The following is a 23,314-nucleotide window of genomic DNA, read 5'->3' as shown; positions in this document are numbered from 1 at the left end:
GCGAATAAAAAGCGAAAGTTCTCTTAATGCCGTTTTCTTTGCGTACTTAATTGCGTATAATAAGGAAATGGAAAAGAGGGTATTATGCAAACTATTCAAACAGTCTTAAAAGAACATTTTGGCTATTCACAGTTTCGTGAAGGTCAAGAGACGATTATTCAATCTATTTTAACACAACAAAATGTTTTGGGAATCATGCCTACTGGTGGCGGGAAATCGATTTGTTATCAGTTGCCAGCGCTCTTGCTGGATGGGGTCACCTTGGTCATTTCACCTTTGATTTCTTTAATGAAAGATCAAGTAGACAGCCTCGTTGATATGGGGATCCCTGCTGCTTACATCAATTCTTCCTTGACAGGAGCACAGATCAATCAACGCTTGCAAGAAGCTCGCCAAGGACGAATCAAGCTGCTGTACGTTTCTCCAGAACGTCTGGACTCAGAAGCTTTTCGCTATTCGCTGCGGCAGATGCCGATCGCTTTGTTAGCCGTTGATGAGGCCCACTGTATTTCCCAATGGGGCCACGATTTTCGCCCGAGCTATCTGCGGCTCGCCGAAACGATCGACAATTGGGAACAAAAGCCCACGATCGTAGCCCTTACCGCAACAGCTACGCCCAAAGTTGCCGAAGATATCGAAAACTTACTTTCGATTCCAGCTGAAAATCAAGTCAAGACCGGCTTTGCGCGGGAAAATTTGGCTTTTCAAGTCGTCAAGGATCAAAAAGATACCTACATAACGACGTATTTGAAAATGAACCAAGGACAATCAGGTATTATTTACGCCAGCACCCGCAAAGAAGTGGAACGAATCTATCACCTGTTGAAGCATGAACACGTGTCAGTCGGGTATTACCATGGCGGGCTTTCAGAAGAAGAGCGCTCCTTTTTCCAAGAAGAATTTCTCTATGACCGCCTACAAGTGATGGTAGCCACCAATGCATTCGGAATGGGAATCAACAAAAGCAACGTCCGCTTCGTGATCCATGCCCAGATACCAGGTAATTTGGAGTCTTATTATCAAGAAGCAGGGCGTGCTGGACGAGATGGGGAACCTAGTGATGCGATCTTGCTTTATGCGCCGCAAGACATGCAGATCCAGCAATTCTTTATCGATCAATCCGAATCAGACATTCTTTATCGCCAAAACGAATACTTGAAGTTGCGGGAGATGAGCCAATACGGACATACCCAACTGTGTTTGCAGCGCTATATTTTGCGTTATTTCGGAGAAGATGGTCCCGATTGCGGTCGTTGCAGCAATTGTCTTGATGAAAGAGAACAAGTGGATATCACAGTGGATACACAAAAAGTGTTGTCATGTGTGAAACGAATGGGCGAACGCTTTGGGAAAGCCCTGGTGGGGAAAGTGCTAACTGGCTCAGGCGATCAAAAAGTCAAACAGTGGGGCTTTGAAAAGTTACCAACTTATGGATTAATGAAAGATTGGTCCCAAAAGGAAGTCAATCAGCTGATCGATTATTTAACAGCATCAGGGTATCTTTTGCCGTCTGAAGGGCAATACCCGTTGTTAAGTGTGACCAATGCGGGGATTGATGTGTTGCTTGGAAAAGCAAAAGTTTATAGAAAACAAACCAAAGTCAAACAGTTAGTGGTGGACGATGAGCTATTCGATCAACTGCGCACCTTACGATTGAATCTCGCACAAGAACAAAATTTGCCGCCGTATGTGGTTTTTTCTGATAAAACACTACGAGAATTGGCGGAAGTTCAGCCAAAAACGCCGATCGAGTTTTTACAGATCAAAGGAGTTGGCCAAAACAAGTTGGATAAGTATGGCGACGCCTTTTTAGCATTGCTTTCTGAATACGAAAAGACGGAAAGTGACTAAAATAGACCATTTTTCAAAGATAAGACAAAAAAGACAGCAGGAAGGGACGAAACATCAGTGATTACGATTCGACCGGCAGTAGCTGCAGATCAAGCATTTTGGTTTTCTTTGGATACTCACTTACCAACGGAAGTCTTCGCCAAAAAGATAATGGAAAAAACTGCTTATGTTGTAGTTGCAGACGACCAGCCAGTAGGGTTGCTACGCTACAATTTTTTCTGGGACACGATTCCTTTTTGTACCATGTTAGTGATCGCAGAAGCGCATCAAGGCAAGGGACTCGGGAAACGGTTGGTTACTTATTGGGAACAACAGCAAAAAGCAGCTGGCCACGCTCTTTGCTTGACTTCCACACAAGTCGACGAGCAGGCACAGCATTTCTATCGCAAACTCGGTTACCAAGATGCCGGTGGGTTACTTTTGACAAGTCCTGGATTTGATCAGCCGATGGAATTGTTCCTTGTCAAACAGTTGTGATGTTTCTGCCTGCTTATGGTACATTGATAGGAGAACAAAAAAATAGGAGCGTTTAACATGTCTTTTTTTGGAAAAATCGATTTCAATGAGTTATCAGAGACCGATCGTGCAATCTATCATTACATGTACAGCCAAAGTGATAAAATTCCTTACATGCGTGTCCGGGAGATCGCGCTTGAATCCCACACTTCAGCTTCTTCGGTCATGCGCTTTATCCGTAAATTAGGGTACGAAAGCTTTACGGAGTTTCGTACCCAGTTTAAAGTCCCTGAATTAGATGCCGTTAGTTTTTATAGCAGCATGAATGTCCTGAATGCTGAACATTTTCCGCGAGACATTGAAGGAAAGATTCGTCGGATCGCAGAAAGAATGTTGGAATGCGACAACATCATTTTTTATGGCATCGGTGCCTCTGGTTCCATGTGTGAATACGCTGCCCGCCGTTTTGCTACGATTGGGTTTAATAGCTATGCATTAGTGGATAATACGTACCCCATTTTTGCTAAGCTGAAGCATACTTCGGATAATATGATCGTCGTCCTTTCCATCACGGGAACGACTACCGAGATCATTGAAGTCGTCAATGGGTTTCGTAACAATCCAGACTTCACCACGGTAGCGATCACCAGTGACGCCAATAGCACTCTGGGACGAATGTCCGATTATGTCTTGGACTATTCAGTTGATGTAAAACGCATCAACAAGTATGAAGATTTGACGACGCAAATTCCTTGTCTTTTCTTAGTGGAAGCTTTATCAGAGACGGTTCGTCAGTTTTCGTTAACAGCAGAAGAATTGTAAACGGATTTTTCTCTTTATTCACATGTAAATCAACAAACAGCTTCATTCCATCAAAAGGGATTCCTTTGATGGAATGATTCGGCTGTTTGTTTTTTTTATTAGGAAAAAGAGAAAAAAATAGGTTTAGGTATCGTTAAAAAGTCGACTTGAAAAGTTTGCTGTATGAAAAAAAGTAAAGTGACAAGCAAGGGGAAATGAGGGTTGAGATAAAGTGTGCAGTAAAAAATGACTTGGATTCGTGTCATTTTCACTAGATTTTTATAGTATGATGAGTATTTTGGAAGGAATGAGCCACGAAAGATAACGAAGATTCACAATATTCACCATTCGATGAAGAATGTGAATTTTATCAAAAGTCAAACAACGATATAATAAATAGAACATGTTTGAAAACCATCGTTTTTGGGATTATAAAAGGATTTGCAAGAAATACAGGAGAAAACCATTTTAAAGCATGGTTTACCAGCCTTATTAAAAATATCGCTCAAAATAAAATAACACGTCTCAAAAACGATGGTTTTTGAAGTGAATTCTATAAAAGGAGGAGGGAGAATGAACATCAAAGGTGCGCCTTTTCGAGCAAAACTTCTAAAAGGCTTTCTCGTCTTATGGGTCGCTTGCAGCTTTCCAATAACAAGCTTTAGCAATGAGCTGCGATCAACCGAAACAGATGGGACCGTGCAGTTTACAGGAGTATATGAACCGCTAGATCCCCCAGTACCGTCACCGCCAACAGGACCAGTCCCACGTCCCCCGCAAGACACGGTGAAGCCGGGGGGAGAACTGCCTCAGACCAACACCGTTCAGCGATTGGATTGGGTGATCCTAGGCGGTCTTTTGCTAATTATCGCGCTTGACTTATATATGTTAAAACAAATCATTCGAAAAGGAAAAGTAGCATCCCCTGACTGGGGATAGCGTCTATTAAACAAACAAGAGAATGACATTTAGGAGTGAATGGGATGAACTCATTTTTTCGTAAAAAAAATAAAGGATTGCTGGTTTTGCTTGTCTTACTCCCACTGATTACGACGTTCACGATCATGAATGCCGAGACGATTTTTTCGTGGACCCCAGAGAATGAGCAAGAGGAAAAATCAGCTGAAGACGTAATCGGAGAAATTTCTTTTCCAGAAGAAATGATCCAAGGAGAAGTCGATCATGTACTAGATTTTATCTTCTACTCAGAAGATGCCCTTGAAACGGTGGACCTCGCTTTGCCTGAACAAGTAATCATCGATCAGGAATCATTGATTGAGGGGCTAACTGCTGTAGAAACAGAAAACGAAGGTGTGTGGCAGCTGACCAGCGAGACCCCACAAACCACCTTTGTCTTACCGATTATTGTGGATACGATCGGAGAATATGAGATCATCGTTGCCGATTCTGCGTCACAACGGCTTCTGATAGTTGAAAACACGGTGATTGAAGATATTGATCAAGACGAAGATGAAAATGATTCTGCGGAAGCTGCACCAGAGGAAGAAGTAGACGAGGCTTCGGATGAGGCAGCGAAAGAGGCGGAAGTGGATGATAGAAGTGATCAGATGGTAGAAGTGACGATTGACAAAAACAATTTTAGAGAACACTTTGATGTCCAAGGCACTGCTACTTACAATGAAGAAACTGGGCTATTAGTCTTGACAGAAGATATCACTTGGTCAGTCGGTTATGTTACCTTAAAAGACAGAATTAGTCTGGATCAGCCATTTACGCTTAAAGGTAGAGCCAATATAGGGGCTAAACTGAATGGTGCTGATGGGATGGCGTTTGGCTTTCACAATTCTGAGACTCACATAAGAGGTCACGAAGGCAATGCGTTTGGAATTGGAGGATTGAGGGATGCTTTTGCTTTTAAGCTAGACAATAACTATAATGATACCCGAGGTTTTTTTGACGAGAATAGGTTTATTGTTGAAAGGGACCCTATAGCTGTCGGCGGAGCACCCTTTGCTGGCTTTATCTATCATAGGACGCCGTTATTACTGGAAACATATATGGGAAATGACGCTCCAGCAGCAAGAACGGGTGCTAGGAATGGAGCAAATGACCCTATCTTGATTGAGTACAGGCCAGATAGTCAAGGTCGCTGGTTTCAAGTTACGTATAGAGATCGGACTTGGCGACGTGATATCAGTGATTGGCAACCCGCTGATATTTCTGCAATGGCATTTATAATATCCGGTAGTACGGGGGCGAGAAGTGATCGTCATACCTTTTATTTTGAAGAGATGAATTATTATATTGGTACCGGAACCGTCCATGTGAATTATCGAGATCGAGAGACAGGGGTGGATATTCTACCAACTGAAACATTAGAACTGCCGTTACGTTTTCTTCATACACTGGACCCCAAGAACCGAGAGAGCGATGAACCCTATCAGTTAGGGTATGACTATTATGGTGTTGAGTATGAAGCAGAATACTTTGACCCAGATACATTTGACATTATGCCGCAGCCTTTCCATCAAGATGTGACTTTTTTATTTGATCGCGTGCCATCGAACATCAAGATCAATCACATAGATGAAGAAGGTGTAGCACTGAGGGAACCCACCTATCAAGGAGAATTCGTAAATGAATCGGTTGATATCCTGCCTGTGGAGATTCCTTATTATCAATATCTTTACGAGCGGGACGGTCAGCCGCTGGAAACAAGAGTCACCCGAGATGAACAAGAATACTGGCTGGTTTATGGTTTAGAAAGTACTCCGCAACCAGTAGATCCTCTTGACCCGGATACGCAAGTAAACCCTGAGAATCCGCCTGAGATTGATGAAGAACAAGGGTTTGTCAGCTTGGATTTTGTTTCCCAATTCCAGTTTGGGACAGTTGGCATTCGGTCAGAAACGACGACCTATGATGCCTTACCGCAAAAACTGCTTCATCCGGCTGATCCAAATGATAATCTACGCCCTAATTATGTGCAAGTTTCGGATCGGAGGCGGGAAAATTCTGGTTGGACCCTCCGTGCAACCTTACGAACCCCTTTTGAAAGTGATGAAGGGCATCAACTGAATGGTGCTAGAATTTTGTTAAACAATATCGATGTAGCAACGACTCGAGAAAATGCCTCTGATCCCCCTACGTATAAACCGCAAGCAACCCTGACTGTTGGACAGGCTGAAGTGATTGCACAAGCAAATGCCAACGAAGGTAGAGGCACTTGGGTCCAGCGCTTTGGCGATCGAGAAACAATGGATCAAAGTGTGAAACTTGAGGTGCCAGTGAGTGCAGCACCTCAAGCCACGCGATATACAGCAACGATCCTCTGGGAACTTTCCTTTGTTCCTTAAGAATAAAGTAAAAAGAAGCTGCAGCTAGTTGCAGCTTCTTTTTATTAGAATCATGGAAGAGACAATGTCGGACGTATCAGGGGATTCGGTGCGATCCATTTTTTGTGGTACACCTTGTACCATGATGAAGATTTTTCCTTTTTCCCATGAGTTGCACCAAAGTAGGAACACTATCTTTTTTTGAAAACGTTTTTAATTATACTGGATGAAAGGAATAGATACTTTTTTGCTTTTGCTAAGAAGGCGCAAATAGGGCTTTTTTTAAGCAAAAGAAGAGAACCGAATGATTGGAGAGAATAATAGTGGAGACCGTAAAACTAAAAGAACTGATTGACCAAATGACCGTAGCTGAAAAAGTGGGTCAGTTAGTCCAACTGACGCCAGATTTTTTTGCACAAGGAGGAGAAATCACGGGTCCGATGCAGCAATGGCAAATGAGTGAAGACCAATTATTTACGATTGGTTCTGTGTTGGGCACTCATACTGCTGAACAAGTATATGCCATCCAAACGTCTTATCTTGAGAAAAGTCGTTTAAAGATTCCCCTTGTTTTTATGGCAGATGTTATCCATGGGTATGAAACGATTTTCCCAATTCCGCTTGCCTTAGCCTCTTCCTTTGATGCGCAGTTAGTGGAAGAGGTTGCTAAAGCTTCAGCGAAAGAAGCGGCAGAAGCTGGTGTCCATGTCACGTTTTCACCGATGGCGGATCATGTCAAAGACGCGCGCTGGGGAAGGGTCTTGGAAAGTAATGGGGAAGATCCCACCTTATCTTCTGTATTGACGGCTGCTTATGTACGAGGGTATCAAGGAACTGCTTCCCTTGCAGAAAATAAACAGCGAATTGCCGCTTGTGTCAAACACTTTATCGGCTATGGCGCTGCAGAAGGTGGACGGGACTACCATACCGTTGATTTGTCCGATCTGGAGCTCTATCAGAATTATTTGCCCGCGTTTCAGGCTGCGATTGAAGCAGGGGCACAATTAGTAATGACCTCCTTTAATACGATCCACGGTGTTCCTGCCACCGCAAATCAACCCTTATTGCAGGAAGTATTACGACAAAAGCTGGGATTCGACGGCTTGATCATCTCAGATTGGGCAGCGGTAGCGGAATTGATGGCGCATCGTGTCGCTGCTGATCGAAAGGAAGCCGCAAAGAAAGCTTTTACTGCTGGCGTGGAAATGGATATGATGAGCGATTGCTATCTGAATGCATTGGAACAAATCATTCATGCAGAACCTGAAATGAACGAGCAGCTAAATAAGGCTGTCTTTCATGTGTTAAGCTTAAAAAATAAGTTGGGTCTTTTTGAAGACCCTTTTAGAGGATTAGTGCAGGGCAACTTAGCACCAAAATTAGCGCAGGAAACACGCCACCTTTCACGAGAAGCAGCAAAGAAAACAACGGTTCTTCTGAAAAACCAAGCACTGTTACCGTTGCAGAAAAAGCAAAAGGTCGCGTTGATCGGCCCCAAAGCAGCTTCGAAGGATCTTTTGGGGGCTTGGTCGTGGATCGGCAAACCGGAGGCTGCGGTCTCCTTAGCGGAGGGTCTTTCTCAAAAAGAAATTGACTTAACTGTCTTATCGTATCCTGATGGGGAAATGCTGACGAGTACCTTTATTGATGAGGCGTGTAAAGTTGCTAAAGAAGCTGAGGTTGTTTTATTGGCTCTGGGGGAAACTAGCGAGGAAGCGGGAGAAGCGGCAAGTCTGACCAAACTTTCTTTATCAAGAAAGCAAGAAGCATTGATTGAAGCAGTAAGTCAGGTCAATCCTAGGATCGCAACGATTCTTTTCTGTGGCAGACCACTGGTTTTGACCGCCATCGAGCCTCTTTGCCAAGCCATCATGATTGCCTGGTTCCCTGGATCAGAAGGAGGCAATGCGTTGGCAGATTTGTTGATGGGCGAGTCTGAACCGCAAGGACGTTTAGCTATGAGTTTTCCTCGAGCAGAAGGCCAATTACCGATGACCTATGCTCAACTCTCTACAGGGCGTCCACTGACTGAAGAGAATAGTGATCAAAAATACATTTCGCGTTATATGGATGAAAAAAATGAGCCATTGTTTTCTTTTGGCTCGGGGATGGGCTATGGTCGATGCACGATCACCCACACCCAAATCATTAATCCTCAGGAAAAGGATGCACCATTTGAGGTCAGCTGCACGTTGAAAAATGAGGGAGATATACCGCATACCACGACACTGCAACTCTATAGCAGAGACGATGTTACAGAAGTAGCGCGACCGATGCGGGAATTAAAACAATGGCAAAAAATCCATCTTGCTGCAGCCGAAGAAAGGCAGCATTCATTCTATGTTACACCAGAGGATTTTGCTTATGTTCATTCCGATTTCTCGACAAAAAGTGATCCTGGTACGATTTCTTTATACCTTGGCTTTGCTGCTGCCTCAGCGAAGTTGATTGGTACGCTCACGATTTAAAAGCCTTTCGAGGCTTTTTTTTGTAGGTACAACTTGTACCATGATGGCACAGGTTTCAAGTTGCTGGTACAAACGCCAATCAGCCCTAGAATCATTGTGGATGAAAACGTTTTTATATATAGTTGGATTATCAGATGACCAGTGAGGAAGCGGTCGTTCATTTTTCCGATAAAATAAAAACGTTTTTATTTTTGTGGGATCAGTTTAGGAGGTGAGGGTCATTTGGCAAATCGAATCACGATCCGAGAAGTGGCGAAAGAAGCAAATGTGTCGATTGCGACGGTTTCTAAAGCACTCAACGGTGTCGATGTTGTTCGTCCAGCTACGAAAGAACGCGTGATGGCGGCAGCACAACGTTTGCATTATGTTCCCAATTTAATGGGCAAACAATTGAAAAACACGAAAACGAAAATGCTCGGTTTCTACACTACCAGCATGAAAGGGCCTTACTTTAGCGTATTAGTTGAAGCGATTGCCAGAGAGGCAGAAAAACATGGTTATGCGGTCAATGTCTTCTTATCCACGGATAAACGAGTGGTTCTCAATAGTATATTAGGCGGTGTTGTTGATGGCATTATTGGCTTTGAAGATTTTTTAACGAAGCAGGATTTGGCTGCAATGGAACGAGAACAAATCAAAGCCGTCTTTATCGATCGAAACATCCAAGAGAAGAACTTCGGCAGTGTAGTCTTTGATTCTTTCGAAAAAGGAAAAGCAGCCACCGAGTATCTTTTGTCACTTGGCCACAAAAAAATTGCCTTTATCAGTGGTATCACTGGTGTTTATGATAGTGATGAGCGCTTAAGAGGGTATTTAGAAGCATTAAACGAGGCAGGGGTTTCTAAACGGTCGGACTATCAATTACAGGGGTTCTTTGAAGAAGAACGAACGAGAGTCCGTGTGCAACAGTTTTTGTTAGAGCAGAAAGATTTACCCACAGCGTTTCTGGCGGGAAATGATCTTAGTGCGATCGGAACGGTCAAGGCGATCCATGAGACCAAGTGGCGGGTGCCAGATGATTTCAGCGTAATTGGTTTTGATGGCATCGATCTTTTGGACTATTTCATGCCTCGGTTGACGACTGTGAAAAATCCAATCCAATTGCAAGGGGTCACGGCAGTCAAACACTTGATCGAAATGATTGAGGAAAATGCCATTGGGATCTCCTACGTTTTATCAGGGGAATTGTGCATCAATCAATCGACAAAACAAGTAAATGAATAATGAGGGTGAAGCAATGTTTATTGGAATCGATGTTGGAGGAACCACCATCAAATATGGTGTGATCTTGAAAAACGGTGAAATTGTCAAAAAAGGACAGATGCCGACGATCCATGAAAAGGAGGGATTTTTGCAATCCATCACAGCATTGATCAAATCATTGCAGCAAGAAGCAATAGTCGATGGTGTCGGGATTAGCGCACCGGGCATCATCCAAAAAGATGGCACGATGATTACAGCAGGATCAATCAAATCCCTTTATGGAATCAATTTAAAGCAAGAAATAGAAGAACGTGTCAAGCTACCGGTCATGGTTGAAAATGATGCCAATGCAGCGGCGATCGCTGAAAAATGGCTTGGGCACGCACAGAACTGTGAGAACTATCTATGCCTTGTCGTCGGTACAGGCATTGGCGGTGGGATCATTGTTAATGATCAGCTCTATCGCGGCAGCCATGGCATGGCAGGTGAATTCGGATGGATGCTGATCGATAGCTTACCTGACCAAGGAAATTTAGAAACTGTTTCCTTGAACCAAAGAGCTGCTGTCGTGGGTGGTCTTTTCCATCAGTACCAGTTGGCACTTCAACAGCTTGGTCGGAGTGATTTCCCTCAAGATGCGGTGGAGATCTTTCAGCGAGGAGCGCAAGGAGAAGTGGTAGCGAACCAAGTGCTTGCACAGTTTTTTCAAGATTTATCGGTGGGCTTGCTCAATTTGATCAGTACATTTGATCCCGAGCTGATTTTGATTGGTGGTGGGATCAGTGAAAATGATGGGTTTATGGCAAGGCTTGAAGAGAACCTCTGTCAGCTAAAAGCTCGCCATGAAAGTATTGGTTACTTAGAAGGACGCACGATTGCACCGATTCGACGTGCAAAATTAAAAAACGATGCAGGTATGATTGGTGCGGTCTATCAGTTGATGAACCAACGAAGGAAGTAACTCATTTCCTTCAGATGAAAAAGTAAGCGTTTTAGAAAGGGTGGAACAATGGAATCTAAAGGAGTCGTACTTAAAGCAACCCCAAAGAAAAGAACCTTTTTGCAGAAACTAAAAGGCCAAAGTTTTTATCAAGCAATGGTTTGGCCAGGGATTATCCTGATGATTATTTTTAATTTTATCCCACTATACGGGATCGTCATCGCATTTAAAGATTACTCAGTACTTGATTCGATCGCGAATGCAGAGTGGGTCGGTACCCAATATTTCCAAGAATTTTTTAGTGATTCAATGTTTTGGACGGTGATGAGTAATACGTTAGGCATCAGCTTTTTTAAACTACTGATTGGTTTTCCAGCAGCGATTGGCTTAGCGGTATTGATCAATGAAATCGTTCATGTGCGCTTGAAGAAGGTCGTTCAAACGGTGTCTTATTTGCCGCATTTTCTTTCTTGGGTCATCTTAGGAGGCATGTTTATTACGTGGTTGTCTGATACCGGTTTGGTCAATAATTTACTGTTAGGTGTTGGGTTGATCGATGAACCGATTCGCTTCTTGACTGATCCCGAAAAATATTGGGCGATTGCAGTCATTTCCGATATTTGGAAAGAAGTTGGATGGAATACGATTTTATACATTGCTGCTATGACAGGGATCAATCCAGCTCTTTATGAAGCAGCGAGAATGGATGGCGCCACGAAGTTTCAGCAGATCACTCGGATCACGATCCCTTCGATCCGTCATATTATCGCCTTGACATTTGTTTTGTCAGTCGGTGGGTTATTGGGTTCAAACCTCGATCAAACACTCGTCTTACAAAACCCTGTCAATTATCAGTCCAGTGAAGTCATTAATTCATTCGTCTATAAAATGGGGATTCAACAAGGAGACTTCTCCTATGCGACCGCCGTTGGTCTATTTGTGTCGGTTGTTTCATTGATCCTTGTGGTCGGTAGTCATCTTTTGACAAAAAAAATCAGTGATGAATCAGTCTTTTAGAGGAGGGAAAGTATGAAACAAACATTTTCAAAAGATGAGAAGATCTTCAATACTGCCAATGTGATTTTCATGGTGTTCTTCTTAGCCATCATTGCGTTGCCACTATGGAATATCGTCGCCTTGTCTTTCAATGATGCAACCGATGCCGCAAGAGGGGGGATCTATTTCTGGCCACGGGAATTTTCACTAGAAAGTTACTACACCGTTTTTGAAGATTCTGCGATCTATAAAGCCTTTGTCATCTCAGTTGCAAAAACAGTGATTGGTGTTGTTTTGCATACGGCTTTGACGGCGATGGTTGCTTACGGGATGAGTCGTAGAAACTTAATGGGGCGGAAAATCTATATGAACATGGGGATTTTAACGATGTTCGTTTCTGGAGGGATGATTCCTACCTTTCTCTTATTTAAAGAACTCGGCTTGTTAAATAATTTTTGGGTCTACATCATACCTGTCTTATTTTCTTTTTACGACATGGTGATTTTGATGAATTTTTTCCGGAGCATTCCATTTTCGCTGGAAGAATCTGCCATGATGGATGGCGCCAATCCTTTTATTATTTTCGTAAAAATCATTTTGCCATTGTCCCTTCCAGTTTTGGCAACTATCGCATTATTCCACGGCGTCTTTCAGTGGAACGACTACATGACCGCCAATATCTATGTTGATGATCGTAGTTTATATCCTTTACAAATGCTACTATTTCGGATCGTTTCGGAAAATCTATCGCCTGCAGTAGCAACAGGCACCAATGTGGTCAGAAATACGACTTCTCAGTCATTGCAATTAGCAACCATGGTGGTAACGACGGTTCCTGTCGTCGTGATCTATCCATTTTTACAAAAGTACTTTATTCAAGGGATGACTCTTGGATCAGTAAAAGAATAGACAAAAGGAGAGAAAAAAATGAAAGCAAGCAAATTATTCTTAGGAATCGGTCTCGTATGTACATCAGTCGTGGTATTAGGCGCCTGTGGTAATTCCAACAGCGAGTCAAAAGGGGCTGCTGTAGTAGAAGATCTGCCAGAAGCTCGCTTTGAAGCAGACAAAGATACCCCAAGCTGGCAAAAAGACACTGACCATGAAGCGACCTTGAAGTGGTATGTCAACTTTGATTGGTATGCTCAGCCAGGTTGGGGAAAAGATACTGTGACGCGAAAAATCAAAGAAGATATGAATATCAATGTCGAATTTATTTCAGGGAATGATGAGAACCTTAACACGATGTTAGCTGGAGGCGATCTGCCAGATATCATGACCTTCGATAAAAATCTATCTGCTGCCAACGAAGCGACGAAATTTGCTTTACCACTGAATCTTTTGGCAGAAAAATACGATCCTTATTTCCTAGAACATGCAGCGAAGCCTGAATCTGTTCAATGGTTTACTTTAGAAGATGGCAATATCTATGGATACCCAAGCTTTTCAACGACTGCACAAGATTATGAGGACGGCAATGTAGTGGGAGATCAAGTCTTCATTGTCCGCAAAGATATTTACGAAGCATTAGGTGAACCTGATATGTCGACGCCCGAAGGATTTTTAGATGCGTTAAAACGGGCAAAAGAAGCATTTCCGACAGCAGATGATGGTGCTGCATTAGTCCCATTTGCTTCGACTGCATTAGACATTTCCAATGGCGGGGATGGCGCTTATGGTGGTACTTTGCAAGATTTTCTAAGCATTGCACCAAGTGTTGATGGGCAATTCAATGATCGAGACGCTGATGAGGAGTATATCACGTGGATCGAGACTTTTAGAAAAGCTTACAATGAAGGATACATCACCAACGACCAATTTTCAGACAATGACAACACGATGAAAGAAAAACTAGGGCAGGGCCGTTACTTTGCTTACTTGCATACAAACACGAAAGGACTCAATGAGTTCATGTCAGACAATAATGCCCGTAATCCTGAACAAACCTATATTGCCGTCGATGGGCCGAAGAATTCGAATGGCGATGATTCCACTTTTACTGGCGGAAATATTGGTGGATGGACACAAACCTTTATCACGACGTCGACAAAAGAACCCCAAAAAGCCATGGAGCTTTTGACCTATTTGGCAAGTGAATATGGCACGATGGTCACGACCTTTGGGATTGAAGGGGAAACATACAACCTCGTAGATGGCGTGGTTGAATACTCAGAGGAAACAGAGGCCTTACGAAATTCGGACATAGCTCGTTTTGACAAGGAAGTTGGGCTAGGTTCTTATTGGTTTGTTGGGAATGACAATTATGCTATCCAAATGGGACAAAAACCAGCTACATCGATTCGTCAGATGGTGGAATGGTCTCAAGATAAGTTAGCACCACGTTTTGAGATCGAAGACATTGATCCTCGCACCGGTTCTGAAGCAAGAAACCTCACTTCCATCAACACAGCAAGAGTGCAAGCGTTGGTCAACTTTATTCAAGCAGACTCTGAAGAAGCGGGACGTCAGATTTGGGAAGACTACTTACAAGAACGAGAAAACAATGGGTGGTCAGCAATCGTTGATTACCGAAATGAGAAAATCGCTGAAAATATTGAAAAACTAAACTAAAGGTGTGTGTGTGATGTTTGCTTTAGAGAGTCGTTTTTATCGTCTTTGCGAAGTTATTTTTCGTATGCTGGTTTTGAATCTCTTGTTTTTGGTGGTGTCGTTTCCGATCATCACGTTTCCTGCAGCTATGCGAGCGGTCGTAGATGCTTATGAACATCCTGAAGCAAAACTGCTACGCCCCTTCTTGAAAAACAGCAAAAACGCATTGTTGAAGACCCTGCCATTAGGGGTCTTCAATCTCTTCTCATTTTTATGCGGACTCAGCTTGTGGCGTTCTGCTGCTTTGACGAATTCATTGTTTTTCTCTTTTTTGACCATCATTTTTCTTACATTTTTGTTGTCCTACAACATTAACCTGTATGTGATGCAATCAAAATTGCAAGATTGGCAAAACCTGTTTGACCTTTTTCGTAGTAGTTTTTTCTTTACGATGATGCACTACCATAAAGGGATCGGAATTTTAGTCCTAGCAGCGATCGGCTATTTCTTCACATGGCAATCAGCACCAAGTATTTTCTATCTGTTTTGTCTGTCTGGGCCCTTGTATTTTTATCAAAAAGTGTTGCATCTAAACAGAGTGGATCAATCTTGATTCACTCTGTTTTTTGCTTGTATTCGCCACTAGCAAGGAAGTAGACAGGATGAAACATGTTCCAATCTTTGAAACGCATTGAATTGAAAACGTTTGCTATTCTATTAGTAACAAATGTTTCCTATAATGAACCTACAAATCAACTACAAAGGAGTTTCCTCAATGAAAGAAAAAGTGATGGATGCGATGCAGAAATTCTCCAAGGCAATGTTTGTGCCCGTTTTGATTTTGCCGATCGCAGGGATATTGATTGCCGTTGGGAATGTGTTTACAAATGTCCGCTTGCTTGAGCAGTTTCCTTTTCTGGATAATCCGATAACCACCGGTTTTGGTAGTATCTTATCCGCTTCCTTATTACCGATTTTAACCAATTTAGGCATTATTTTTTGTGTTGGGATCGCTCTAGGGCTAGCCAATAAGAAAAAGGCTGAAGCGGGATTTACCGCGTTGTTGGGATATTTCGTCTTCTTAAATGCCATGAACAAATTCATGGAGCTTCGGGGGATGTTGGTTCCAGCCGATGCACTTCAAGGTTCAGGGCAAGCGATCGTTTTAGGGATCCAAGTGCTGGATATGGGGGTCTTTCTTGGCATCATTTTAGGAATCGTCGTGGCATTGGTCCACAATCGTTTCATCGATACGAGCTTTAACAATGCCTTTCAAGTTTATGGTGGCGCACGCTTCGTCTTTATTGTCTTGATTCCGGTCGTCGTGTTATTAGCCATCGTTTCCACGTTTGTATGGCCAGTAATACAAACTGGCATTGACGGTTTAGGCGGCATCATTCAACAAACGGGCAACTTTGGTATCTTCTTGTATGGTACGCTAGAACGCTTATTGATTCCAACTGGCTTGCATCACTTGATCTACACGCCGTTTTTGTATACTTCATTAGGCGGTGTCGCAGAAGTTGGCGGTCAAGTCTTTGAAGGGGCACGGAATATTTATTTTGCGGAAATTGCTGACCCAGCAGTCCGCGTATTATCGCAAAGTGTCATTTGGGACGCTCGTGGGATCTCAAAAATGTTTGGACTGATCGGTGCCTGTTTGGCGATGTATCAAACGGCAAAACCAGAAAATAAAGTCAAAGTCAAAGCCATTTTGATTCCCGCAGTTGTGACTTCCTTTATTGCAGGTGTGACTGAACCGATCGAATTTTCTTTTATGTTCGTGGCACCTGTTTTGTTCGTCATTCATTCTGCCCTTAGCGGCTTGAGCATGGTGGCGTTAAATCTCTTTGGTTCTCGCGCCATCGGACCGAATGGCTTCATCGACTTTCTTTTGTACAACTTGCCCTTAGGGATCGAGAAAACTCGCTGGCCAGTGTACTTGATCGTCGGGGTCGTCTTCTTCTTTCTTTATTACTTCTTGTTCCGCTTTTTGATCACGAAACTGAATTTGAAAACAATCGGGCGTGAAGAAGAAGGGGCAGAGACCAAACTGTATTCGAAGAAAGAGTACAAAGAAAAACAACTTGCTGGATCAGGTGTCGGGGTCATGGCGAGTGACCAAGCCGCCCCTAGTCCAACTAGTGAAACAAGTATCTCAGCAATCATCACCAAAGCGCTAGGTGGCGATGACAATATCAAAACCATCGACAACTGCTATACCCGCTTACGTTTAAAACTAAAGGATCCTGAACTCGTGGATGAAGCACTGCTAAAAGACGAAACACAAGCCAAAGGCGTGATCAAAAACGGTGAAAATGTCCATGTCGTCTATGGGTTGACCGTGCCGAAAGTGCGGGAAGAGTTAGAAAATTATCTTGGAAGAGAAGGAGAGATTGAATGATGAAAAATTTTTCAGTAGTGATCGCAGGGGGCGGCAGTACTTTTACCCCGGGAATCGTTATGATGCTGCTTGACAATCAAGAACGCTTTCCTTTAAGAAAGCTGAAACTATACGACAATGATGAAGCACGCCAAGCGATCCTTGGTGAAGCCCTAGCGATTTTATTAAAAGAACAAGCACCGCAAATCGAATTTTCGTTTACGACGGATCCTGAAGAAGCCTTCAGCGATGTCGATTTCTGTATGGCGCATATCCGAGTAGGAAAGTATGACATGCGGGAAAAAGATGAAAAAGTTCCCTTGCGTCATGGCGTCTTTGGCCAAGAAACCTGTGGACCAGGAGGGATCGCTTATGGGATGCGCAGCATCACTGGCATGCTGGAGATCATTGATTACATGGAAAAATATTCCCCCGATTGTTGGATGCTGAATTATTCCAATCCAGCTGCAATCGTAGCTGAAGCGTGTCGGGTCTTGCGTCCGAAATCAAAGGTTCTGAATATCTGTGACATGCCCGTGGGCACGTTGCGTCGCATGTCGCAAATCATTGGCAAACAGCCAGAGGAACTAGAAGTTCGCTACTTTGGCTTGAATCATTTTGGCTGGTGGACCAGCGTCAAAGACAAAGAAGGCACGGAGTACATTCAAACCATTCGTGACTACGTTGCAAAACACGGCTATTTGACGCAGATCGAAGTGGATACCCAACATACTGACCCAAGTTGGCAAGACACCCACAAAAAAGCCAAAGACCTCTTGGCGCTCACACCAGAATATCTGCCAAATACGTACTTGAAGTATTATTTATACCCAGATTACGTCTACGAACACATGAAAGAACATCCAGAGTATACGCGTTCCAATGAAGTGATGGAAGGACGGGAAAAACGAGTGTTCGATCATGCCAAAAAGATCACTGCCCAAGGATCTGCTGAAGGGATCGCCTTTGAGATTGATGCCCATGCAACCTTTATCGTTGATTTGGCACGCGCCATCGCTTTTAATACGCATGAGCGAATGGTCATGATTGTGGAAAACAACGGCGCGATTGCGAACTTCCCAGATGATGCCATGGTGGAAGTGCCATGTATCGTTGGTTCTGATGGACCAGAAGCCCTCGCTCAAGGAAAAATTCCTGCCTTCCAACAAGCGCTGATGTACCAACAGGTGACTGTGGAAAAATTAGTGGTCGAAGCATATGTGGAAAAGAGCTATCAAAAAATGTGGCAAGCGTTAAGCCTTTCCAAAACGATTCCTAGCGCAAAAGTAGCCAAAGAGTTACTCGATGATTTGGTCTCGGAAAATGGTGATTACTGGCCAGGATTGTCTTGATTTGTTTCACATTTGCGAAACATTTGCTGGTTGGATAACTGAAAGAGGAAGATTCTCCAAGAATCTTTCTCTTTTTTGATTTTTGTTGTGGAAGGATAATTCTCTGAAGAAAATCACCACGAAACGTCTTATCAACAAAACGATCAGACAGGTATACTAGAATATGCCACTAACTATGGTAGAATAAAGCTAATTGAATCAGATGAGAGGGAGCAATGCGATGTTTTTAGGGATTGATATCGGCACGACAGCCATAAAATTTGGGGTCATTGAAGATCGGAAAATCATTTACTCACAGTCATTACCAATCAAAACCCATAGCCACGGGTTAAAACAGACCCAATCAGCGACCCAGATCAGTAGCCAATTGATCAGTGGTGTCACAACGATTCCCGCTCAATTAAAAGCGGCAATCACAGTGATCGGGTTCAGTACCGCCATGCACAGCTTGATGCCAGTGGAGGGTGAGACCGCAGAAGAGATTTACATTTGGTCAGACAATCAAGCGAGTCAAACGATGACGGCCTTTCGTCAAACGGATCTGGCGGCAACGTTTTATGAAGAGACAGGGACACCGATCCATGCGATGTCTCCCTTTGCGAAACTGGCTTATTTTCAAACGAATGGTTCATATTCCAAAGAGACGAAATGGTTTGGCTTAAAAGAACTAGCAATGGCGTTGTTTACTGGACAAGCACGGATCGATTATAGTACCGCATCAGCGACCGGTCTTTTTTCTTTGAAAGAAAAGCAATGGAGTCAAAAGATTCTCAACTATTTATCCCTTTCAAAAGCCCAGTTAGCGCCTTTATGTGCACCGACTGATCGTTTTTTTATTACCGAGGAGATGGCGCAGCGGTGTGGCTTGAAGCCTGAGGTAGAAGTGATGTGTGGGGCTAGTGATGGGTGTTTAGCAGCATATGCTGGCTATATTTCTACAGGGATCCGCAACAGCTTGACGATCGGAACCAGTGCGGCGGTTCGTAAAGTAAGTGAGACCACCGTCTTTGATCGCCAAAAACAAAATTTTTGCTACTATCTGCAAGATGACCTCTATGTCGTAGGGGCACCTTCAAACAATGGTGGCTGTGTCCTTGCTTGGGCAAAAGAGACCTTATCAGAAGATCCTGATGCGTTTTATCATTATCTGCCTCAAGTCATGGAGGAGTCGCCGATCGGCAGTAACGGCTTACGTTTTTTTCCCTATTTAAACGGGGAGCGGGCACCTTTTTGGACAAATGAGATCACAGGCGGCTTTTCTGGCTTGACCTTGAAACACAATCGCTCAGACATGTTGCGGGCAGTCATCGAAGGCATGCTGATGAACATCGATTTATTAAAGCAAATGGCTCAGTTGGAAGGGGCAGTCACTGTAAGTGGTGGTTTCTTTCAAACAAAACTTTTAGGTCAAATGACCGCGGATGTGTTGGGGCTGACCTGTTATCTTTCCGATGAAAACGAACCGATATTCGGCTTGTATGATTTATACAAAAGCTCTGTTGTGCGGCAAGATCAGCCAGATGAAAAATTTGTTCCTGAACCGCAGAACCAAGCGCTCTATCAAGAATTGGCAAAAACCTATTTTCAAGCATAAGCAAAAACCAGCAATCCACTAGGGTTGCTGGTTTTCTTTTTCAACATGGGTAAAAGCGTCGACGATATATTCCATCAATAAGAGCAGTTTACCAAAGAAGCTAGTGTACTGGATGTTTTGGGTGTCGTAGGGACGTTCATCGGTCACTTCAAAGGAAAAGGTCGCTAGTTGATTGGCGCGATGATCACCGTTCCCGCAAAACAATACAGTTGGTATGTGATGTTCATTGGCTAATGCCATCTTTTCCAGCACTTTTTGTGTTTCGCCAGATTTAGAAATGGTGATCAGCATACTGATGTTCTCGATGTTGTTACTAATGATCCCACCTGAGTCAGAAGCACTGACTAATAAGGTTTTGATGCCGTTGACAAGCATTTTTTTGTGGAGGTATTCTGCCACGATCCCAGAAAAACCTGTTGCATAAATCGTAATAAACTTGTCCTTGTTTCGTCCATAGATTTCTTTGATCGCGTCGATCGTATCTGCAATACTGGCAGCGTCAATTTGGTAATCGATGGCGGCTTCAGTGATCGTCTGATTTTTCAAGCGATTCTTTAAGAAGTAAAGTAGCTCTAGATAGCCAGAAAAACCTAATTTTTGCGCAAGCCGCACGATGGTTGCGGGGGAAGTGTAGATCGCTTTAGCGATTTCTCTTAAGGGCAGTCCATCGATCGCAGCGGTATTTGCAAGCAAATAATCAAGAATTTGCAGCTCATTGTCAGTCAATTTTTTTCCTTTGATCAATACATTTAAGTCCATTGTTCGGCACTCCTTTGTCTTGTCTTCATCATACAATGAATAACGACAGAAAGTAAAATGGGAATCGCGTCATGCTGATATATAGGAAAAAGGATTGTGCATTTCCTAAAAAGATATTATAATTTCTTATATAGAAAATAAAGGTGGAGAAATGATGACGCAAAAACCATATGGAACCGTACTACTAAAAGCAGCAACCATTTTAGATTATCTCGCAGAAGCGCCAAGTAAACCATTGCAAGAAATTTCCGAAGCAACGAAACTGACCCCATCCACAGCTTTGAAAATATTAGAAACGCTTCAGATGATCGGCTATGTCAAACGGGACAAAGAGAAGAATTATCGCTTAGGGTCTAAGCTGATCAAGTATGCCAATCAAAACATTCAAGAGCTTGATTTAGTGGAAATCAGCTTGCCTTACTTGGAAGCATTGCAGAAAACGGCGGATGAAACGATCCACTTAGGGGTCTTGACTGCCAATGAGATTCTTTATGTCAATAAATTGGAGCCCCACAATCAAACGATCCGCATGTCTTCCAAAGTAGGGATCACAAGACCATTGTATAGTTCTGCCATGGGGAAAGCCGTTTTAGCGGAGTTTGATGCCCCTCAAGTGGAAGAATATTTGGCAGCAACGCCTTTAACCGCTTATACGGAAAACACCATTACGAATCAGTTGAAGTTGAAGAAAGAATTGGAACAGGCAAAAGAAAACCAAGTAGCGTTTGATGATGAAGAAATGGAACAAGAAATCTATTGTATCGGCGCCTCACTGATAAAGGATCAAGAGATCGTTGGGGCGTTTTCTATCAGCCTACCGAAATACCGCTTGACCCCAGAATACAAATCAACATTGATCGATGCGATTATTGCGACAAAACAACAAATTGAACAAGCATTATAAACTTTTTAGTGGAAAGCCCTTGCAAATAAAAACGAGAACGGTATAATAAACGTGTAAGTTTCTTTATAATAAATACCATTTTCCAAATAGGAAATAAATGGAGGGTCTCAATGAAAAAAGTAGCGAATTTAATGAAACTAAAAGAAAGCGGCGTGATCGCTGTTGTGCGTGGCGCTTCTAAAGAAGAAGCACTACAAGCAAGTAAAGCGATCGTTGCAGGGGGGATCACTGGCATTGAGTTGACTTTTACAGTGCCTCAAGCGGCGGATGTAATCGCTGAATTAGTAGCAACCTTCAAAGATAATCCAGAGGTAGTCGTTGGTGCGGGGACCGTTCTTGATGCAGTGACCGCTCGCTTAGCGATCATGGCAGGAGCACAATATGTGGTAAGCCCAACCTTTGATCAAGATACAGCTGAATTATGTAATTTATATCAAATCCCGTATCTGCCTGGTTGCATGACCATTTCAGAAATGAAGGACGCCTTAAAAGCAGGCGCAGATATCATTAAACTATTCCCGGGTAGTGCGTATGGACCAAGTATCATCTCGGCCTTCAAAGCGCCATTGCCACAATTAAACATTATGCCGACCGGTGGTGTCAGCTTAGACAACATGCAAGAATGGTTTGCGGCGGGTGTCGTAGCCGTTGGTGTAGGGGGCAATTTGTTAGCGCCAGCAGCAAGTGGGGATTTTGACAAAGTAACAGAAGTAGCGAAACAATATGCGGCAAAATTAAAAGAGATTCGAGGAAAGTAAGATGGCAAACATTCTGACACTAGGAGAAATCATGTTGCGTCTATCGACAACGTTAGGCGACCGAATCGCCCATAGTTCGATGTTTGCTGCCCATTATGGCGGTGGAGAAGCCAATGTTGCGATCTCCTTAGCGAATTTTGGTCATCGCGTTTCTTTTGCTAGTAAAGTGCCTGAGAATGCTTTAGGAGATGCCGTTTTTCATCATTTACGAAGCTATGGTGTCGATTGTCGCCACGTGCTTCGTGGCGGTTCCCGACTAGGTACTTACTATATTGAAACCGGTATCGGGGAACGAGCAGCGCGAGTGGTTTATGATCGCGCAGGCTCTAGCTTTGCTCAAATGAAAGAAAATGAGTGGCAATCTGACCTTTTTGATGGGGTTGATATTGTTCACCTTTCAGGAATCACGCCCGCTCTTTCAACGACTTGGCAGACACTTTTGCTGACGTTGATCAAAGAAGCGAAAGCAGCTGGTTGTAAAATCAGTTTCGATATCAATTATCGTGGAAAGCTGTGGACGACCGCTGAAGCGCGCGTCTTTTTGCAAGAAGTGCTCCCCTATGTCGATTATTGCTCGGCAGGACAGTTAGATGCCCAAGTCTTTATGGATGTATCAGCTCCAACAGAAGAAGTCGAAGATGACTACTATTATCAAGAAATGCATCGGAAATACCCAAATATCCAGCTCTTTTATTCAACTAGTCGTCAGGTGCTCTCAGCAAGTCACAATCAATTGACAGGAAGCTTATGGCACAACGGCAATTATGTCGTTTCTGCTACCCATGAGATCAATCCAATCGTTGATCGCGTCGGAGGCGGCGATGCCTTTTCAGCTGGTATCCTACATGGTCTTGTCACGAAGAAACAAGACCAAGAAATCATTGATTTTGCCACTGCAGCATCTGCTTTGAAACATACGATCCATGGCGACTGTAATCAGTTTAGCGCCAATGAGATACAAGAATTTATTGCAACAGGTTCAGGAAAAATTATCCGATAGGAG

The 23,314-nt window shown here is 43.3% G+C and carries 19 protein-coding genes; 18 read left to right on the top strand and 1 reads right to left on the bottom strand.

The genetic code is table 11. The annotated features are described in order from the left end of the window. Positions 1 to 84: 84 nt before the first annotated feature. The 15 genes from recQ to IGI77_RS10640 all read left to right on the top strand — a co-directional run bounded on the left by recQ (position 85) and on the right by IGI77_RS10640 (position 19,890). The gene (gene recQ / locus IGI77_RS10710) at positions 85 to 1,851 is read left to right on the top strand and encodes a DNA helicase RecQ (protein WP_010749536.1); all 1,767 of its coding nucleotides are present in this window, start codon (positions 85 to 87) and stop codon (positions 1,849 to 1,851) included. Between the two features lie 57 nt (positions 1,852 to 1,908). Beyond that, a complete protein-coding gene (locus IGI77_RS10705) occupies positions 1,909 to 2,328 on the top strand; it encodes a GNAT family N-acetyltransferase (protein ID WP_016610959.1) in 420 nt (139 codons plus the stop codon). 57 nt (positions 2,329 to 2,385) lie between these two features. After that, complete coding sequence (locus tag IGI77_RS10700) at positions 2,386 to 3,129, top strand: MurR/RpiR family transcriptional regulator (RefSeq protein WP_438770009.1); 744 nt, start codon at positions 2,386 to 2,388, stop codon at positions 3,127 to 3,129. Between the two features lie 552 nt (positions 3,130 to 3,681). Next, positions 3,682 to 4,047 (top strand): hypothetical protein, encoded by a 366-nt coding sequence (locus tag IGI77_RS10695; RefSeq protein ID WP_375837477.1) that lies wholly within the window; start codon positions 3,682 to 3,684, stop codon positions 4,045 to 4,047. A 44-nt stretch (positions 4,048 to 4,091) separates the two neighbouring features. Next, positions 4,092 to 6,425, top strand: coding sequence for a lectin-like domain-containing protein (locus IGI77_RS10690; protein WP_438770008.1), 2,334 nt, complete (start codon positions 4,092 to 4,094; stop codon positions 6,423 to 6,425). A gap of 302 nt (positions 6,426 to 6,727) precedes the next feature. Continuing rightward, a complete protein-coding gene (locus IGI77_RS10685; protein WP_438770007.1) occupies positions 6,728 to 8,872 on the top strand; it encodes a glycoside hydrolase family 3 N-terminal domain-containing protein in 2,145 nt (714 codons plus the stop codon). A gap of 222 nt (positions 8,873 to 9,094) precedes the next feature. Then, positions 9,095 to 10,096: a LacI family DNA-binding transcriptional regulator gene (locus tag IGI77_RS10680; protein ID WP_225001069.1), complete on the top strand. Its 1,002-nt coding sequence runs from the start codon at positions 9,095 to 9,097 to the stop codon at positions 10,094 to 10,096. A 13-nt stretch (positions 10,097 to 10,109) separates the two neighbouring features. Then, positions 10,110 to 11,036, top strand: coding sequence for an ROK family protein (locus IGI77_RS10675; protein ID WP_181409206.1), 927 nt, complete (start codon positions 10,110 to 10,112; stop codon positions 11,034 to 11,036). Between the two features lie 48 nt (positions 11,037 to 11,084). Continuing rightward, positions 11,085 to 12,032 carry an ABC transporter permease gene (locus IGI77_RS10670; protein ID WP_016610970.1) on the top strand — a complete coding sequence of 316 codons (948 nt, stop codon included), beginning with the start codon at positions 11,085 to 11,087 and terminating at the stop codon, positions 12,030 to 12,032. Positions 12,033 to 12,044: 12 nt separating this feature from the next. After that, a complete protein-coding gene (locus tag IGI77_RS10665; RefSeq protein WP_005236529.1) occupies positions 12,045 to 12,920 on the top strand; it encodes a carbohydrate ABC transporter permease in 876 nt (291 codons plus the stop codon). Between the two features lie 18 nt (positions 12,921 to 12,938). After that, a complete protein-coding gene (locus tag IGI77_RS10660) occupies positions 12,939 to 14,582 on the top strand; it encodes a hypothetical protein (RefSeq protein ID WP_016610972.1) in 1,644 nt (547 codons plus the stop codon). A 13-nt stretch (positions 14,583 to 14,595) separates the two neighbouring features. Beyond that, complete coding sequence (locus tag IGI77_RS10655) at positions 14,596 to 15,174, top strand: hypothetical protein (protein WP_438770006.1); 579 nt, start codon at positions 14,596 to 14,598, stop codon at positions 15,172 to 15,174. 162 nt (positions 15,175 to 15,336) lie between these two features. Further along, a complete protein-coding gene (locus IGI77_RS10650) occupies positions 15,337 to 16,965 on the top strand; it encodes a PTS transporter subunit EIIC (RefSeq protein ID WP_438770005.1) in 1,629 nt (542 codons plus the stop codon). After that, positions 16,965 to 18,296: a 6-phospho-alpha-glucosidase gene (locus IGI77_RS10645; protein ID WP_438770532.1), complete on the top strand. Its 1,332-nt coding sequence runs from the start codon at positions 16,965 to 16,967 to the stop codon at positions 18,294 to 18,296. Before IGI77_RS10650 ends, IGI77_RS10645 begins: the two co-directional genes overlap by 1 nt. Before the next feature lie 220 nt (positions 18,297 to 18,516). Then, on the top strand, positions 18,517 to 19,890 hold the full coding sequence (locus tag IGI77_RS10640) for a gluconokinase (RefSeq protein ID WP_438770004.1): 1,374 nt from the start codon (positions 18,517 to 18,519) through the stop codon (positions 19,888 to 19,890). Positions 19,891 to 19,908: 18 nt separating this feature from the next. On the opposite strand, the gene IGI77_RS10635 is transcribed toward IGI77_RS10640, so the two are convergent. Next, a complete protein-coding gene (locus tag IGI77_RS10635; RefSeq protein ID WP_060792114.1) occupies positions 19,909 to 20,649 on the bottom strand; it encodes a MurR/RpiR family transcriptional regulator in 741 nt (246 codons plus the stop codon). Between the two features lie 151 nt (positions 20,650 to 20,800). Here IGI77_RS10635 and IGI77_RS10630 point away from each other — a divergent pair, with 151 nt between their 5' ends. The 3 genes from IGI77_RS10630 to IGI77_RS10620 all read left to right on the top strand — a co-directional run bounded on the left by IGI77_RS10630 (position 20,801) and on the right by IGI77_RS10620 (position 23,311). Then, positions 20,801 to 21,553: an IclR family transcriptional regulator gene (locus IGI77_RS10630; protein ID WP_026008086.1), complete on the top strand. Its 753-nt coding sequence runs from the start codon at positions 20,801 to 20,803 to the stop codon at positions 21,551 to 21,553. A gap of 110 nt (positions 21,554 to 21,663) precedes the next feature. Then, on the top strand, positions 21,664 to 22,311 hold the full coding sequence (locus tag IGI77_RS10625) for a bifunctional 4-hydroxy-2-oxoglutarate aldolase/2-dehydro-3-deoxy-phosphogluconate aldolase (protein ID WP_438770003.1): 648 nt from the start codon (positions 21,664 to 21,666) through the stop codon (positions 22,309 to 22,311). 1 nt (position 22,312) lies between these two features. Next, complete coding sequence (locus IGI77_RS10620) at positions 22,313 to 23,311, top strand: sugar kinase (RefSeq protein WP_115232477.1); 999 nt, start codon at positions 22,313 to 22,315, stop codon at positions 23,309 to 23,311. Positions 23,312 to 23,314: the final 3 nt, after the last annotated feature.

Origin of the sequence: Enterococcus sp. DIV0213h (genome assembly GCF_051711285.1) — a bacterium.
Lineage (GTDB): Bacteria > Bacillota > Bacilli > Lactobacillales > Enterococcaceae > Enterococcus_D > Enterococcus_D casseliflavus.
Note: the sequence above shows the minus strand (reverse complement) of the source record. Positions and strands in the feature narration are given on the sequence as shown.

Bases quoted from the DNA above. Each gene is read 5' to 3' on its own strand.
- recQ (WP_010749536.1), top strand. From the start codon at position 85: ATGCAAACTATTCAAACAGTCTTAAAAGAACATTTTGGCTATTCACAG.
- IGI77_RS10700 (WP_438770009.1), top strand. From the start codon at position 2,386: ATGTCTTTTTTTGGAAAAATCGATTTCAATGAGTTATCAGAGACCGAT.
- IGI77_RS10695 (WP_375837477.1), top strand. From the start codon at position 3,682: ATGAACATCAAAGGTGCGCCTTTTCGAGCAAAACTTCTAAAAGGCTTT.
- IGI77_RS10690 (WP_438770008.1), top strand. From the start codon at position 4,092: ATGAACTCATTTTTTCGTAAAAAAAATAAAGGATTGCTGGTTTTGCTT.
- IGI77_RS10675 (WP_181409206.1), top strand. From the start codon at position 10,110: ATGTTTATTGGAATCGATGTTGGAGGAACCACCATCAAATATGGTGTG.
- IGI77_RS10670 (WP_016610970.1), top strand. From the start codon at position 11,085: ATGGAATCTAAAGGAGTCGTACTTAAAGCAACCCCAAAGAAAAGAACC.
- IGI77_RS10665 (WP_005236529.1), top strand. From the start codon at position 12,045: ATGAAACAAACATTTTCAAAAGATGAGAAGATCTTCAATACTGCCAAT.
- IGI77_RS10660 (WP_016610972.1), top strand. From the start codon at position 12,939: ATGAAAGCAAGCAAATTATTCTTAGGAATCGGTCTCGTATGTACATCA.
- IGI77_RS10655 (WP_438770006.1), top strand. From the start codon at position 14,596: ATGTTTGCTTTAGAGAGTCGTTTTTATCGTCTTTGCGAAGTTATTTTT.
- IGI77_RS10650 (WP_438770005.1), top strand. From the start codon at position 15,337: ATGAAAGAAAAAGTGATGGATGCGATGCAGAAATTCTCCAAGGCAATG.
- IGI77_RS10645 (WP_438770532.1), top strand. From the start codon at position 16,965: ATGAAAAATTTTTCAGTAGTGATCGCAGGGGGCGGCAGTACTTTTACC.
- IGI77_RS10640 (WP_438770004.1), top strand. From the start codon at position 18,517: ATGTTTTTAGGGATTGATATCGGCACGACAGCCATAAAATTTGGGGTC.
- IGI77_RS10635 (WP_060792114.1), bottom strand. From the start codon at position 20,649: ATGGACTTAAATGTATTGATCAAAGGAAAAAAATTGACTGACAATGAG.
- IGI77_RS10630 (WP_026008086.1), top strand. From the start codon at position 20,801: ATGATGACGCAAAAACCATATGGAACCGTACTACTAAAAGCAGCAACC.
- IGI77_RS10625 (WP_438770003.1), top strand. From the start codon at position 21,664: ATGAAAAAAGTAGCGAATTTAATGAAACTAAAAGAAAGCGGCGTGATC.
- IGI77_RS10620 (WP_115232477.1), top strand. From the start codon at position 22,313: ATGGCAAACATTCTGACACTAGGAGAAATCATGTTGCGTCTATCGACA.